Origin of the sequence: Pedococcus badiiscoriae (assembly GCF_013408925.1) — a bacterium.
Taxonomy (GTDB): domain Bacteria; phylum Actinomycetota; class Actinomycetes; order Actinomycetales; family Dermatophilaceae; genus Pedococcus; species Pedococcus badiiscoriae.
Genome location: NZ_JACCAB010000001.1, coordinates 308,095 through 321,996 on the forward strand (window position 1 = coordinate 308,095; position 13,902 = coordinate 321,996).

The window sequence follows — 13,902 nt, forward strand, 5'->3', positions numbered from 1 at the left end:
AACAGGAATGGACATGAGCGACAACTACGGAACGACCAGCACCCCCGCCGACCCGAGCCGAGACCTGGGCACGGTGGACGTCTCCCCCGCCTCCGGCACGGGCTCCCATGACACCGGCTCCTACCGCACGGACGCCTATGGCACGGACACCCATGGCACCGACAGCGCGATCGCCTCCGGCACCACGACGGACGTCGCGAAGGAGGAGGCCAAGGCCACCGGCCAGCAGGCCAAGGAAGGCGCCCGCCACGTCGCCGAGGTGGGTAAGGACGAGGCCAAGAACGTCGCGCAGGAGACCGGCCAGCAGGCCAAGGAGCTGTGGGAGCAGACCCGCAGCCAGCTGCTCGAGCAGAGCGCCCAGCAGCAGACCCGCCTCGCCGAGGGACTTCGCTCCCTGAGCCAGGAGCTCTCCGGCATGGCCCGCCAGAGCGAGCAGCAGGGCGTGGCGAGCGACCTGGCGCATCAGGCCTCGCAGCGCATCGGCGATGTGGCCGGCTGGCTCGACCAGCGCGACCCCGGCTCCCTGGTCACCGAGCTCAAGCAGTTCGCCCGCCAGCGGCCGGGGGCGTTCTTGGCGACCGCGGCCGTCATCGGTCTGGTCGGCGGACGGCTCAGCCGCGGCCTCGTGGCCGACCACCAGGACCAGTCGGCCGACGACCACCGCGCCGCCTCCCCGGGCTACGACGCCTCCACCGGCTACAGCACCTCCACCGGCTACGGCGCCTCCACGGGCAACGGCGGCGGCGCTGTCAGCGGCGCCTACGGCGGGAGCCCGACCAGCGGAGTGTCGGCCACGGCGGACCCCGAGGCGTACCCGGCATGAGCCAGGAACCACGGCTCGACGAGTCACCGCCGCGGTCGCTGAGCAACGTCGGCGAGCTCTTCGCCGACATCAGCCGGGACCTGTCGACCCTGATCCGTCAGGAGACCGAGCTGGCCAAGGCCGAGGTGCGCCAGTCGGCCACCAGGGCAGGCAAGGGCGCGGGCATGCTCGGCGGCGCGGCGCTGGCGGGCCACTTCGTGCTGCTCTTCCTCTCGATCACCGTCTGGTGGGGGCTCGGCAACGAGATCGGCCGCGCCTGGTCGGCCCTCGTGGTGGCAGCCGTGTGGGCCGTCATCGCGGCCGTGCTGGCCAGCATCGGACGACGAGAGATCAAGCAGGTCAAGGGAATTCCACAGACGACTGAGACGGCACGGGAGATCCCGGACGCGCTCAAAGGGAACGAGGAGAAGCGATGACGAACAACCCGGATGACATCCGTCGGGAGATCGAGGACACCCGTGGCCGGCTGAGCAGCGACGTCAACGCGCTCACCGAGACGGTGAGCCCGTCCAACGTCGCCCGCCGCCAGGCCGACAAGGTGGCAGGCGTCGCGGCATCGGTCAAGGATCGCGTCATGGGCACGGCAGACGACCTGGCGAGCACTGGGTCCGACGCCGCGTCCAGCGTGGGTCACGCACCGGCTGCCGCGGCCACCAAGGCGCGCAGCACGACGCAGGGCAACCCGCTGGCTGCCGGGCTCATCGCCCTCGGCGCGGGCTGGCTCCTCGGCTCGCTGCTGCCCGCCAGCGAGAAGGAGAAGCAGGCCGCGAGCACGCTGAAGGACAAGGCCCAGCCGCTCGTCGACGAGGCCAAGAGCGTGGCTCAGGACACCGCCCAGGAGCTCAAGGAGCCGGCCAGGCAGGCTGCCGAGAGCATCAAGCAGACGGCCACGGACGCGAAGGACACGGTGGTCCAGGAGAGCCAGAGCACCGCTGCGGACGTCAAGGCCCAGGCGCAGGACTCCGCAGACACGGTGCGCTCCGCGCAGTAGGTAGCTCCACACAGGAGGTAGGTGCCTGAGGTCCTGACGGGGGCCGGGCTCCCCACACCGGCGGTTGCGTCGCCCAGCACCAGCTGGGGCGCCAGGGGACAACCGCCGGTGTGCGGGTCGGCCGACGCGCCGAGGTGGGTCCCTGTCGGGGTCACGTCCTACGCTCACGACCATGACCGCACCCGTCTCGACGCCGTCCGACCTGCGCACCGTGGTGGACGCCATCATGGTTGGCTTCGCACAGGTCCCCGACGACGGCTGGGCGCGCCCCGCCTTCGGTCTCGCGTGGGACTGCCGCGACACGGCTGCCCACCTCGTCGACGACCTCGCCTCCTACGCGCTGAACCTCTCCAGCCGTGAGGTCCACCTCGACGGCTACATCCCCCTCGTCAACCCGCCGCAGTGGCAGCCCACCACCCCGCCGAACCTGGTCTGGCCCGACCCGGCCGGCGGCACTGCGGCCATCGTCCGGTGTGTCGACGCTGCGGGAGGGCTGCTGGTCGCCGTGACCACCACCGCTCCCCCGGGCCACCTCGGCTACCACCCCTGTGGCAGCTCCGACGCGTCCGGCTTCGCGGCCATGGGCATCGTGGAGGGGGCAGCCCACGCCTGGGACGTGCTGAGCGCCCACGACCTGGACTTCCGCATCGACGGCGACATCTGCGAGCGCGTCCTCAACCGGCTCTTCCCCGGAGCCACCCGCACGGGCGACGGCTGGCACGACTTCCTCACCGCGACGCACCGCACCCCCGACAACCGTGCACCGCACTGGCGCTGGGACTCGACGGTGCGCGACACCTACGGCGACTGAGGTCGGCGCAGCCGCGAGACCACGGCCAGCAGGCGATCGGTCTCGTCGTCGGTCACCGTGGCTGCGCGAGACCGAGGGCCACGTCGAAGACGTGGGCCATGGCGGCATACCCCGCGTCGTTGGGGTGGAACGTGTCGGCCGCCAGCTTGCCGCGCCAGCTGCGGGGTCCGTGGGCTCGCATGTCGGCCACGACCAGCCGCCCCTCCCCTTCGCGCTGACGCAGCAGCGCCTCGACGCGCCGTGCCTCGCGGTGCGGGTTCGGGAGGTTGGCCACCACGGCGCCGTCCGGGAGGCCGTCGAGCAGCACGCTGAAGCGCTCAGTCAGACCGGACCGCCACCGTGGGGAGACGACGTCGTTGGAGCCGATGACCACGGTGACGAGGTCGGGGGCGAGCCCCGCGTCGAGCAGGTCACGCAGGGCCGGCAGCTGCTGGTCGATGACGTCCTGCACCCGGGCGCCGGTCACCGCCAGGTTGACCACGCGGTGCGGACGACCCGCGGCCGCCAGGTGGTCGGCCAGCTGGCCGACCCAGCCCCGGTCAGGGGCGGACGCGCCGATCCCCTGGGTCATCGAGTCACCCAGGGCGACCCATAGCGGGTCCGCCCCCGGTCCGTCAGCCGCGAGGGCCGCGGCGTTGCCGGCGCGCCACGCCGCGGCATACGGCTGGGTCTGGCTGCCCACGCTGGCAACACCGGGCAGCACCGCCGACAGCACCCTCATCACGACGCCGGGTGGACGCCCACTGGTGTTGTCGTAGTCGAAGGCGGTCGCCACCTCGGCATCCTATGTCGGTGCCACCCACCTCAACGGTTGTAGACGTCGAGGCCGAACCGGTTGAGGCCTGCCTGGGCCGCATACCCGAGGTGCGCCCGGCCGAACAGGTCCTCGATGCTGGCCAGCAGCGAGTAGTGGTTGTACGAGGTGCTGCTGACACTGCCCGGGCGGACGAACGGTGACAGTGCGAGCGCGCCGACGCGACCGCCGCCCATCCCGGTGATGCCGGGCAGCGGGGTGTTCGGGCCGGGCCCTTCGCCGCAGCAGGCAGTGGCGTCGCTCTGCGGTCCGTCGGACTCGTCGAACGTGATCAGCAGGAGGCCGTCACTCCGGTAGGCCGGCGAGGCCAGGATGGCCGGCACCGTCGCCTTGAGCCAGGCGTCCGCCGACGTCAGCCCGCCGGGCTGGCCGTCCACACAGGGGGTGTCGTGCCCGTCGTGGCACAGGTTGGGCGTGATGTAGGTCAGGTTGCGCGTGGTCGCGACCGACGCGAGGTCCTTGGTGAGCGCCGTGCTGTCGACGACGTGGGCGGCGCAGGAGGCCGGGTTGTCGATGATGGAGTGGAAGTACATGAACGGGTTGTGCCGGGTCGCATACTGGTCGCCGACCTTCGCCTTCTGCGTGTCGTCAGCGGCGCCGACCGCGGGGTGCCGGCAGGGGGTGCCCATGTCCTCCATGTAGCCGCGCCAGGTCAGGCCGGCTGCCTGGAGCTGGCCCTGCAGGGTGGGCACCGTCGTGGGATAGACGCACCCGTCGCCGACGTACTGACCCGGGGCGACCGTGCCGGTCCCGGCGAAGTCACTGAACGCCTGGCAGTCGCCCTGCGTCTGGGGGTTGGGACCCTGCCCGCTGACCTGGGCGATGTAGTTCGGCAGGCTGTTGTGGGCTGTGCCGTAGTACTGGCTGAGCAGGTTCCCCTGCGCCCGGAGGGTCTGGGACAGGTAGGGCGCGGCCGACCCGGGTCCCCAGGTCTCGTCGTAGCCCTTGTTCTCGAGGTTGATGACGAACACGTGCTTGACCGGGGGCAGGTATGCCGCGGCCCTCGCCGCGGGCGCCGCCGCGGACTTGGCCGCGGGCTTGGCGGCGGGTGCGGCCGCGGCTCCCAGCGCGGTGGTCGTCGCGGTCGCCGCCACGACCACGAGGCCCACCAGGGCTGAAGCCACTGCGACGGCGAGGCGCCCTCGCCGACCGCGCAAGCGGCTACTCGGGCTGGTGCTCGGATTGGGGATGTGCGGGCTCGGGGTGCGGTCGGTCATCACAGGCTCCATCCGTGGGCTTTGGCGAGGTCCTTGAGCGCATGCCACTCCTCGTAGTCGGCCGTCCCCGCCGGCGGGCAGGGCGCGCTGACGAACGGGGGGACGGCATACCGGGGGGCGTGGGTGTTCGGCGCGCTGGCGAAGTCGAGCACCTCCGCGAGGTTGCGGGCCGCGGCGTCACGAGGGGTGAGCGCGGGGAGCCCCCACCGCCACTCGATCATCTTCAGCACCGACGTGTGGTCGTACAGGTTCTTCGCGACGTGGGCGCGACGCGCGAGGGGGGAGACGACCAGGCAGGGCACCCGGAAGCCGCGCATGCCCCATGCGGGGTGGGCATCCGGGGCTGCGGTGGGGGCGACGTGGTCGAAGAAGCCACCCCACTCGTCGTAGTTGACGACCAGGACGGTCTTGTCCCAGCCGGGACCCGTGGTCACGGCGTTGTACACCTGGTCGAGGAAGTGCTGCCCGGCGCGGATGTCGGCGTGCGGGTGGTCGTCGGCGCTGGAGCCGGTCCCTTCGTCGAGGAACTTCGGGTCGACGAAGCTCACCGCAGGCAGCGTGCCGGCCGCGGCGTCGGCCAGGAACTGCGGGTAGGGCTTGGAGATGTCGAGGTACTTGCTGCCCCACAGCGCGGTGAAGGGCGTGTCGTAGTAGTAGTAGGTGCCCTTGACGCCAGCGGCGGCGAGCCGGTCCCAGATCGTGGGCATGGTCGCGATGGCGGTCGAGTTGTGGATGCGGTCGGTCTGCGCGGCGTGCTGGTAGAAGCGGTTCGGGTAGGTCTCGGCGAGGATGGCCGAGAAGTAGTTGTCGCAGACGGTCCAGTCGCGGGCCGCGTGGCCGTAGAACGCGAGGTCGGCGTCGGTGTAGTACCCGATGGCGAAGGTGTCGTTGTCGCCTGCCTTGAGCCAGCCGTCGCAGCGCCCGTTGTTGTACTCGACGCGACCCCCCTCGAACGAGTGGTCGGGGTCGGGGTGCGCGCAGCCCTGGAAGTCGGTCAGGTGGTGCGTCGTGTGTGGCACCCCGTACCGGTCGGTGTACGTCAGGCCGGCCTGGCGACCGCGCGCTCCGGGCAGCCAGCCGAGGTAGTGGTCGAACGACCGGTTCTCCATCATGACGACGACGACGTGCTCGATGCCGCTGCGGGCCGGGTTCGGCAGTGTGGTGCCGGCGGCGGACGCGGACGAGGACTCGGGCACGCCCAGGGCGGCCCCGCCCAGCGCTGCGCCAGCGCCGGCGAGAAGGTGTCTGCGAGTGATGGTCATGCCGGGACAACGGCGCGCGCCGGTGGTGGTCACGGCCCGGACGGTCCTGTTCACCCGACGTTCATGCACGAAGGACCGGACACACGCCGTGTCCGGTCCTTCGTCATGCGGTGGAGCTGAGGGAGCCGTCGCTCGCTCGTTCCTCGCTCGTTCCTCCCGAATCCCCCCATACACATCAAGAAACGAAGAACGACCGGACGAAAAGCGTGTCCGGTCATTCTTCGTTTGTGGAGCTGAGGGGATTCGAACCCCTGACCCCTTCCATGCCATGGAAGTGCGCTACCAACTGCGCCACAGCCCCGGTCTCCCGAGTGGGACGCCCCCGTGAGGGGACTGCGGAAGTTTACCCAGTACCCCCACCCAATCTCCAAATCGGGGCACGGGTCGCGCCCTGTCCTCAGGCCGAGGCGTTCCAGGTCTGGATCCGCCACCCGTTCTCGGCCTCGACGACCTCGGCCCAGTGGCAGTTGCCGAACCCGCCCAGCACCCGCCAGGCCGTCAGCCGGTCGAGGTCGACGAGCTCGGCGATGACCACCCGCCCGGTCACGCCGTGCGTCGCCACCACCGCCGTCTGGCCCGGAGGAAGGCTGTCGAGCAGGTCGTCCAGGGCGGCACGGACGCGCTGCGCCACGTCCGACAACGACTCGCCGTCCACCCCGCGCACGAAGTCCTCCCCGCGCAGGTGCCGCAGCCGTTCCTCCGGGAACTCGCTGCTCACCTGCTCGGTGGTCATGCCCGCCCACTGGCCGACGTGGATCTCACGCCACCGCGCGTCATAGCTGATCGGCACGCCACACGCCCTGGCCACCTCCGCGCCGGTCTCCGCCGCCCGTTTCAGGTCGGAGGCGACCACCACGGAGGGCGCGTATGCCGCGAGCGCGCCGGCCGCGTCGCGCGCCTGCTCGCGGCCGAGCGACGACAGGTCGCTGTCGACCTGCCCCTGCCAGACGCCCCGGGCGTTGTCGTCCGTCTGGCCGTGCCGCAGCACGATGACGCGGCGCCGACCAGAGGTCCTCGGAGTCGTCGAGGTCGTCGCAGCGGTCGGGGTCGTCGCAGCGGTCGAGGCCGACGCCTCGCCGCTCATGCGTCCCGGCGCTTGGGCACGCCGAGGTCGATCTCGGGGCAGTCCTTCCAGAGCCGCTCCAGCTCGTAGAACTCGCGCTCCTCGTCGTGCTGGACGTGCACGACGATGTCGCCGAAGTCGAGCAGCACCCACCGGCCGTCCCGCTCCCCCTCACGGCGGATCGGCTTGGCGCCCTTCTCGCGGAGCTGGTCCTCCACCTCGTCGACGATGGCGCCGACCTGTCGGTCGGTGCTGGCGGAGACGATGACGAAGACATCGGTCAGGGCGAGCTGTTCGCTGACGTCGATGCCGGCCACGGTGGTGGCCAGCTTGTCGTCGGCGGCTTTGGCGGCCGTGATGGCCAGGTCAAGGGATCGTTCGGTGGCGGGCACTGCACTCCTACGTTCGTGCCGGTGCGCCGGCAGGTGAGCCGGCGGCATACAGGCGGTATTTGTTGACGTACTGGACGACGCCGTCGGGCACGAGGTACCAGACGGGTTCGGCGCGCTCGACGCGCGCCCGACAGTCGGTGGAGCTGATCGCCATGGCGGGGACCTCCTGCAAGGTGACCCGGTCGGCGGGCAGGCCGGACTCCGACAGGACGTACCCGGGGCGGGTGACACCGATGAAGTGCGCGAGCTCGAACAGCTCGTCGGCGTCCTTCCAGGACAGGATCTGGGCCAGGGCATCGGCGCCGGTGATGAAGAAGAGCTCTGCGTCGGGCCGTTCGTGGTGCAGGTCGCGCAGGGTGTCGATCGTGTAGGTGGGTCCCGGGCGTTCGATGTCGACCCGGCTCACCGTGAAACGAGGGTTGGAGGCGGTCGCGACGACGGTCATGAGGTACCGGTGCTCCGGCGCGCTCACCTCGCGCTCGTCCTTCTGCCAGGGCTGGCCGGTGGGCACGAAGACGACCTCATCGAGCCCGAACCGGGTCTGGACTTCGGAGGCAGCCACGAGGTGGCCGTGGTGGATCGGGTCGAACGTCCCGCCCATCACCCCGAGCCGCATGGTCAGTGGTGTCTGCCCTGGTGCTCGGTGTGCGCGCCGTGGGCGTCGTGCTGGTGGGCGCGGCCGTGTGCCTGGTGGCCGACGGCGATCCTCTGGGCGGTGCCGCGGAACATCCACACGACGCCCAGGAGCACGAGGAAGCACACGAACGCGATGGCCCCGAAGGCGTAGGGGGACATCGGAAGCTCGCGGGTCTGCCCCTCGGCGACAACGACGACGTGCGAGACCGACGACAGGGACACGGAAGACAACGACATGCGCCACAGCGTACAGCCCTGCCTGTCCACGGATGTTGTGCACAGGGGTGTGCACAACAGCGCGTGCGAGCACGGCCGGATGTGGACAAGCGTGTGGGAAACCCGTGGACGAATAATCTTTCGCGAAACCTATTGCGGCGCAGTGGATGCGGGCACTAGAAATCTCTCACGCGCTCCGGTCGGAGGGTCGAAACGGGGAGACCCGGGACGGCCGTGAGACAGGAGCACAGGTCAGCCGGATAACGGACGACCGCCTCGACCGGGTTCGCTCGGAAGGGGTCCTCGAAGCCCTCGGGCTGAGAGGTTCGCGGGCGACGCCGCGGAGGAACGCCGGGCCCGTTGACCAGATCGCATCGCCGTGGGTGCACCGGTTCGCCGGGGCAGACAGGGCGCCATCGTCGCAGTGGCCACATCGTCCGGTTCGCCGGAAGAGGTGGGCGATCGACAGGGGCAGAGTCATGGCCGGTCCGCCGGCCCAGGAGCTGCACCATCCGTGGGGAGGGCTGTCACCTCGGTGACGGCAGCACCCGCACCGGTGATCCACCCAGCAGCTGGTTCTGCCAGCCGCAGGGAGGATCTCCACCCGAGGGCCCCTCGAACTCATACTTCGAGGGGCCCTCACCTTTCCCCCCGCGACGCGTCCACCCCGATGACGGCGCCGAGCCCCGTAATCTGGTGCTCATGCCCCCCGAGCTCAGCATCGTCATCCCCGTGTACAACGAGCAGGAGGTGCTGCCCCTGCTGGCCGCCCGCCTCCGGCCCGTCGCCGACGGGCTGGGCACGACGTACGAGGTGGTCGCGGTCGACGACGGCAGCGACGACCTGTCCCCTGCCGTGCTGGTCAGGATGGGACGCGAGTGGCCCCAGCTGCGGGTCGTCCGGCTGCGTGCCAACGCCGGGCACCAGGCCGCCATCTCCGCAGGGCTGGCGAGCGCCCGGGGCGCCTACGTGGTCACCCTCGACGCCGACCTGCAGGACCCGCCCGAGGTCATCCCCGAGATGCTGGCCCAGGCCCGGGCCCAGAAGGCCGACGTGGTCTACGGCGTGCGGTCGGACCGGTCGAGCGACTCGACCTTCAAGCGGCTCAGCGCGCGAGCCTTCTACCGGCTCATCCGCATCCTGTCGGGCACCCACGCCCAGGTCGACGCCGGCGACTACCGGCTCATGTCCCGGGCCACCGTCAACGCCATCAACTCGCTCCCGGAGCACCACCGCGTCCTGCGGTTCGTCGTGCCCACCCTCGGCTTCCCCTCGACGTCGGTGACCTACCGCCGCGACGAGCGCGCCGCAGGCAAGTCGAAGTACCCGCTGTCGAAGATGATCCGGCTGTCCCTCGACAGCGTGACCGGCTTCTCGACCGCCCCGCTGCGCGCGGCCACGTGGCTCGGGCTGCTCGGTGGGCTCGGGGCCCTCGCCCTGCTCGCCTACGCCCTCATCGCCGGCGCGCTGGGCCAGACCCTGCCCGGCTGGACGTCCACGGTCGTGGCGGTCGCGGGAGTTGGCGCGGTGCAGCTGTTGTGCGTGGGCATCCTCGGCGAGTACGTCGGGCGGATGTACGCCCAGCTGCAGGCCCGTCCGACCTACTACATCGCCTACGACTCGCTCACCGGGCCGGCCACGCCCGCGGACGAGCCTGCCCCGCTGGTGGCCGAGTCGGCTCCGGGCGCGGGCGAGGGTGTCACACCCGCGGACGAGCCCGCACCAGCAGCGTCACGCCAGGCATAGCCTTCACGGGCAGGTAGCGCTCGACGGTCACGATCGAGCTCAGCGCCAGGTTCACGAGGGGGTGGACGGTGTCGAGGTCCGATCCCCTGGTCCTGCGCCGCCGCAGTGCCACGACAGGTCGCAGTAGGACGTTCCACGAGGTCATCGAGTCGAGCTCGAAGCCGTTGCGCTCCAGCACCGCCCGCAGCGTCTCGCGGGTGTAGCGACGGACGTGGTCCACTGCGACGTCGTGGTCGGACCAGAGCCTCGGGTCTGCGGGCACCGCGATCAGGAACGTGCCGTCCGGGCGCAGTGCCCGGCGGACCTCGGTGACGGCGAGGTCGTCGTCGAGGATGTGCTCCAGCACGTCGAAGGCCACCACCAGGTCGAGGCTGGAGTCGTCCACCGGCAGCGCGGTCGCATCACCGCGAACCACCGGAAGGCCACGCTCGGCGGCCACCTCGGCTCCGTCCGCGCCGTACTCGAGCGCACTCACCGACCAGCCACGGTGCTGCAGCACGCGGGTGTTGCCTCCGCCGGCCGCCCCGATGTCCAGGGCGGTGCCGGGACGCAGCCCCTCGACCATCTGGCCCAGCAGGTGCCGGCGCTCGCGGTACCACCAGTGGGTGTCCTCGAGCGCGGCCAGCTTGCGTACCTCAGTGCCTTCCACGGGGGTTCATCCTGCCAGTTGGCGGTGGGGCAGCCCGACATGCCCGGGTATGCCGCGTCGAGACCTCACGCGCGGACCTGGCCGTCGCCCTCCACTATCCACTTGGTGGTGGTGAGCTCCGGGAGCGCCATCGGTCCCCTGGCATGCAGCTTCTGGGTGGAGATGCCGATCTCCGCGCCGAAACCGAACTCACCACCGTCGGTGAACCGGGTCGAGGCGTTGACCATGACGGCGGCGGCATCCACCTCGCTGGTGAACCGTCGGGCTGCCGCGCGGTCCTCGGTCACGATCGCCTCGGTGTGGCCCGAGCCGTAGGTCCGGATGTGCTCGAGGGCCGCATCGAGGTCGGGGACGACCCGGACACTCATCTCCAGCGCGAGGTACTCGGTGGCGTAGTCCTCCTCGGTGACGCCCTGGTGGGCCACGCCGGCGGCATCTGCCGCGCCGCCCGACTCCGCGTCGGTGTGCAGGACCACCCCGGCACCTGAGAGCTCGGCCAGGACCTTGGGCAGGAAGTCCGCCGCGACCGCTTCGTGGACGAGCAGGGACTCGGCCGCGTTGCAGACGCTCGGCCGGTGGGTCTTGGAGTTGACCGTGATGGCCAGCGCCTTGTCGAGGTCCGCCGCCGCGTCCACGTAGACGTGGACGATGCCCACGCCGGTCTCGATGACCGGCACCGTCGACTCGGTCACGACGGTCTGGATGAGTCCCGCTCCCCCACGCGGGATGATCAGGTCGACGAGCCCCCGGGCGGTCAGCAGCGCACGCACGGCGTCACGGCCTCCCTCCAGCAGGGTGATCGCGTCGGCGGGCAGCCCCTGCGACTCCAGCCCGGCGCGCATCACGTCGACCAGCGCCCGGTTCGTCGACTCGGCGGCCGAACCTCCGCGCAGGATGACGGCGTTGCCGGACTTCAGGCCCAGCCCTGCCGCGTCCACGGTGACGTTCGGCCGAGCCTCGTAGACCATGCCGACGACCCCTATCGGCACCCGGACCTGGCGGATCTGCAGGCCGTTGGCCAGCGTCGAGCCCCGCACCACCTCGCCCACCGGGTCCGGCAGGGCGGCCACGTCGCGCAGTGCCTGGGCCACGCCGGCGAGCCGCTGCGGGTCGAGGGCCAGGCGGTCGAGGAGGCCCTGCGGCATACCCGACCCGCGGCCGCGCCCGAGGTCCTCGGCGTTGGCTGCCACGACCTGGTCCGTGGCGGCGTCGAGGCCGTCGGCGAGCGCGACCAGGGCCGCGTCCTTGTCGGCGCGGGACAGCAGCGCCAGTCGGCGCGAGGCCACCCGCGCGGCGCGCGCGGCGGTGGCCACCTGCTCGACGGCAGCCTGGTCGATCTCAGCCATGCCCCAAGGGTATGCCGCGTCGGCGGACGCGAGTGGCGCCCGTCCGGACCGCAGGACGACAGGGCGGGGTGGTCCAGGGGCAGCCGGCTGGTTGAATGCGGGCGTGAGCATCCTGTCGATCCAGTCCTCGGTCGCCTACGGCCACGTGGGCAACAGCGCCGCCGTCTTCCCGCTCCAGCGGCTGGGGGTCGAGGTCTGGCCCGTGCACACCGTGCACTTCTCGAACCACACCGGGTACGGCGAGTGGCGCGGACCGTTGCTGGCCGCCGACGACGTGCGCGCGGTCCTGCGGGGCGTCGAGGAGCGGGGGGTGTTTCCCGGGGTCGACGCGGTGCTGTCCGGCTACCAGGGCGGTGAGGACATCGGCGACGTCATCCTCGACGCCGTCGCCCGGGTGAAGGAGGCCAACCCTGCGGCCATCTACGCGTGCGACCCGGTGATGGGCAACGCCAGGAGCGGCTGCTTCGTCCACCCCGCGATCCCCGTCCTGCTGCGCGAGCGCGTCGTGCCGGCCGCCGACCTCGTCACGCCCAACCAGTTCGAGCTCGGCTACCTCACCGACACCGAGCCACGGACCATCGAGGAGACGCTCGCATCGGTCGAGCTGGTCCGGGCGATGGGACCGTCCACCGTCCTCGTGACGAGCGTCGAGCAGCCGGACGCACCGCAGGACACCATCGAGATGATGGCCGTGACCGACGACGGCGCGTGGATCGTGCGGACCCCCCGGCTGCCGATGAAGGCCAACGGGTCGGGCGACGTGACAGCGGCCCTGTTCACCGCCCACCTGCTCTCGACCGCGGACCCGGCGGTGGCCCTGGCGCGGACGTCGAGCAGCGTCTTCGACCTCCTGCAGCTCACCCTCGACTCGGGCGAGCGCGAGCTCCAGCTCGTCCAGTCGCAGGCCACCATCGCCGAACCGCGCCTGCAGTTCGAGGTCACCCAGCTGCGCTGAGCTTCCTCGCAACCTTCCGGCCGGACCCGACGTCCTACCGGGTATGAGTTGGCTCCCCCGCGTCGGCAGCGTGCTGACGACCTCCCTGCTGGTGGCCACGCTGGCGGCCTGCGGGTCGGTCGGCACGGACGCGTCGGGCGGTTCCCCGGCGCCGAGCCCCTCGGGCGACCAGGACCTGGCCCACCGGGCGGCCCAGCTGGCCGACCGTTATGCCGCCGCGAAGGCGGAGGCGGCTCCCCCGGCACTCGACCTCGGGGACCAGCTCGAGCAGCAGGACGGCGACTGGGAGCCGGCTGTCGGCGAGAACGACAAGCTCGCCTGGCTCACCGGGCACCTCGTGGCGGTCGCCACACTCCCGGCCGCGCCCGGTCCCGTCATGGTGCTCACCGGGGCGGGGCAAGGCGTCTCCTCCACCGTGATCTCGGCGGGTGCCGCCCTCGCCGCGATGACCGCGCGGCGCAGCAGCTGCGGCGGGTGCACCGACCTGGAGGTGACCGGGGCGACGCTGACCACGATGGACGTGCGCACCGCGGCCGGGACCGTCACCGTGCCAGCCTGGCGGTTCTCGCTGCGGGGCACCGCCGTGACGCTTCGGCGGGTGGCGGTGCCCCCGTCCGCGCTGGTTCGCACGCCAGTCCCCTTGACCCCCGCGCCCGGCGACGGCCTGCGCGCGGAGTCGTTCGAGCAGGCCCCCGGTGGCCGGACCCTCACCGTGAGCTTCACCGGCGCGCACGACGAGCCGGGCCCGTGTGGGGCCGACTACCGCGGGGTCGCGTTCGAGTCCGACCGAGCCGTCGTCGTTGCGGTCCTCGAGCTCCCGCGGAAGTCGAGCGGCCAGGAGATCGCGTGCGCGGACGTCGGCGCCGGGCGCAGCGTCGAGGTCCCGCTGCGCCGTCCGCTGGGCGACCGGACCGTGCTCAGCCTGGCCGACGGGCAGTCGGTGGTGCAGGGACCAGCCCGGTGACCTGCCGGGGCCGGGCC

General features: G+C 71.6%; 16 protein-coding genes and 1 tRNA gene. 7 read left to right on the forward strand and 10 right to left on the reverse strand.

What is annotated here, in order from left to right:
• Window positions 1–13: 13 nt before the first annotated feature.
• The 4 genes from BJ986_RS01450 (at window position 14) to BJ986_RS01465 (ending at window position 2,625) form a co-directional block, all read left to right on the forward strand.
• Complete coding sequence (locus BJ986_RS01450) at window positions 14–823, forward strand: hypothetical protein (RefSeq protein ID WP_179420384.1); 810 nt, start codon at window positions 14–16, stop codon at window positions 821–823.
• Window positions 820–1,239, forward strand: a complete 420-nt coding sequence (locus BJ986_RS01455) for a phage holin family protein (RefSeq protein ID WP_179420385.1) — start codon at window positions 820–822, stop codon at window positions 1,237–1,239. Before BJ986_RS01450 ends, BJ986_RS01455 begins: the two co-directional genes overlap by 4 nt.
• Complete coding sequence (locus tag BJ986_RS01460; RefSeq protein WP_179420386.1) at window positions 1,236–1,814, forward strand: DUF3618 domain-containing protein; 579 nt, start codon at window positions 1,236–1,238, stop codon at window positions 1,812–1,814. The genes BJ986_RS01455 and BJ986_RS01460 overlap by 4 nt, the downstream gene beginning before the upstream one ends.
• A 172-nt stretch (window positions 1,815–1,986) precedes the next feature.
• Complete coding sequence (locus tag BJ986_RS01465) at window positions 1,987–2,625, forward strand: hypothetical protein (protein WP_179420387.1); 639 nt, start codon at window positions 1,987–1,989, stop codon at window positions 2,623–2,625.
• 52 nt (window positions 2,626–2,677) lie between these two features.
• On the opposite strand, the gene BJ986_RS01470 is transcribed toward BJ986_RS01465, so the two are convergent.
• The 8 genes from BJ986_RS01470 to BJ986_RS01505 form a co-directional block, all read right to left on the reverse strand.
• Window positions 2,678–3,400, reverse strand: coding sequence for a GDSL-type esterase/lipase family protein (locus tag BJ986_RS01470; RefSeq protein WP_202881155.1), 723 nt, complete (start codon window positions 3,398–3,400; stop codon window positions 2,678–2,680).
• Window positions 3,401–3,429: 29 nt separating this feature from the next.
• Window positions 3,430–4,656 (reverse strand): alkaline phosphatase family protein, encoded by a 1,227-nt coding sequence (locus tag BJ986_RS01475; protein WP_179420388.1) that lies wholly within the window; start codon window positions 4,654–4,656, stop codon window positions 3,430–3,432.
• Window positions 4,656–5,918, reverse strand: coding sequence for an alkaline phosphatase family protein (locus BJ986_RS01480; RefSeq protein ID WP_179420389.1), 1,263 nt, complete (start codon window positions 5,916–5,918; stop codon window positions 4,656–4,658). The genes BJ986_RS01475 and BJ986_RS01480 overlap by 1 nt, the downstream gene beginning before the upstream one ends.
• Window positions 5,919–6,146: 228 nt before the next feature.
• A tRNA-Ala gene (locus tag BJ986_RS01485) sits at window positions 6,147–6,219 on the reverse strand.
• Window positions 6,220–6,315: 96 nt separating this feature from the next.
• Window positions 6,316–7,002 (reverse strand): histidine phosphatase family protein, encoded by a 687-nt coding sequence (locus tag BJ986_RS01490; RefSeq protein WP_179420390.1) that lies wholly within the window; start codon window positions 7,000–7,002, stop codon window positions 6,316–6,318.
• Entirely contained in the window at window positions 6,999–7,373 is a 375-nt protein-coding gene (gene rsfS / locus BJ986_RS01495; RefSeq protein ID WP_179420391.1) for a ribosome silencing factor, read from the reverse strand. The genes BJ986_RS01490 and rsfS overlap by 4 nt, the downstream gene beginning before the upstream one ends.
• 7 nt (window positions 7,374–7,380) lie before the next feature.
• Window positions 7,381–7,989, reverse strand: coding sequence for a nicotinate-nucleotide adenylyltransferase (gene nadD, locus BJ986_RS01500; RefSeq protein ID WP_179420392.1), 609 nt, complete (start codon window positions 7,987–7,989; stop codon window positions 7,381–7,383).
• 2 nt (window positions 7,990–7,991) lie between these two features.
• Window positions 7,992–8,246 (reverse strand): hypothetical protein, encoded by a 255-nt coding sequence (locus BJ986_RS01505; RefSeq protein ID WP_179420393.1) that lies wholly within the window; start codon window positions 8,244–8,246, stop codon window positions 7,992–7,994.
• Window positions 8,247–8,927: 681 nt separating this feature from the next.
• Here BJ986_RS01505 and BJ986_RS01510 point away from each other — a divergent pair.
• Window positions 8,928–9,971: a glycosyltransferase family 2 protein gene (locus BJ986_RS01510; RefSeq protein WP_179420394.1), complete on the forward strand. Its 1,044-nt coding sequence runs from the start codon at window positions 8,928–8,930 to the stop codon at window positions 9,969–9,971.
• Here the strand turns inward: BJ986_RS01510 and BJ986_RS01515 are convergent.
• Window positions 9,925–10,620, reverse strand: a complete 696-nt coding sequence (locus BJ986_RS01515; RefSeq protein WP_179420395.1) for a methyltransferase domain-containing protein — start codon at window positions 10,618–10,620, stop codon at window positions 9,925–9,927. The two genes, BJ986_RS01510 and BJ986_RS01515, sit on opposite strands and share 47 nt — an antisense overlap.
• A gap of 65 nt (window positions 10,621–10,685) precedes the next feature.
• Window positions 10,686–11,966 (reverse strand): glutamate-5-semialdehyde dehydrogenase, encoded by a 1,281-nt coding sequence (locus BJ986_RS01520; protein WP_179420396.1) that lies wholly within the window; start codon window positions 11,964–11,966, stop codon window positions 10,686–10,688.
• A 103-nt stretch (window positions 11,967–12,069) separates the two neighbouring features.
• On the opposite strand from BJ986_RS01520, the gene pdxY reads away from it, so the two are divergent.
• Together pdxY and BJ986_RS01530 are read left to right on the forward strand one after the other, a co-directional pair.
• The gene (gene pdxY / locus BJ986_RS01525; RefSeq protein WP_179420397.1) at window positions 12,070–12,921 is read left to right on the forward strand and encodes a pyridoxal kinase PdxY; all 852 of its coding nucleotides are present in this window, start codon (window positions 12,070–12,072) and stop codon (window positions 12,919–12,921) included.
• A 43-nt stretch (window positions 12,922–12,964) separates the two neighbouring features.
• A complete protein-coding gene (locus BJ986_RS01530) occupies window positions 12,965–13,885 on the forward strand; it encodes a hypothetical protein (RefSeq protein ID WP_179420398.1) in 921 nt (306 codons plus the stop codon).
• The last annotated feature ends 17 nt before the right edge of the window (window positions 13,886–13,902 follow it).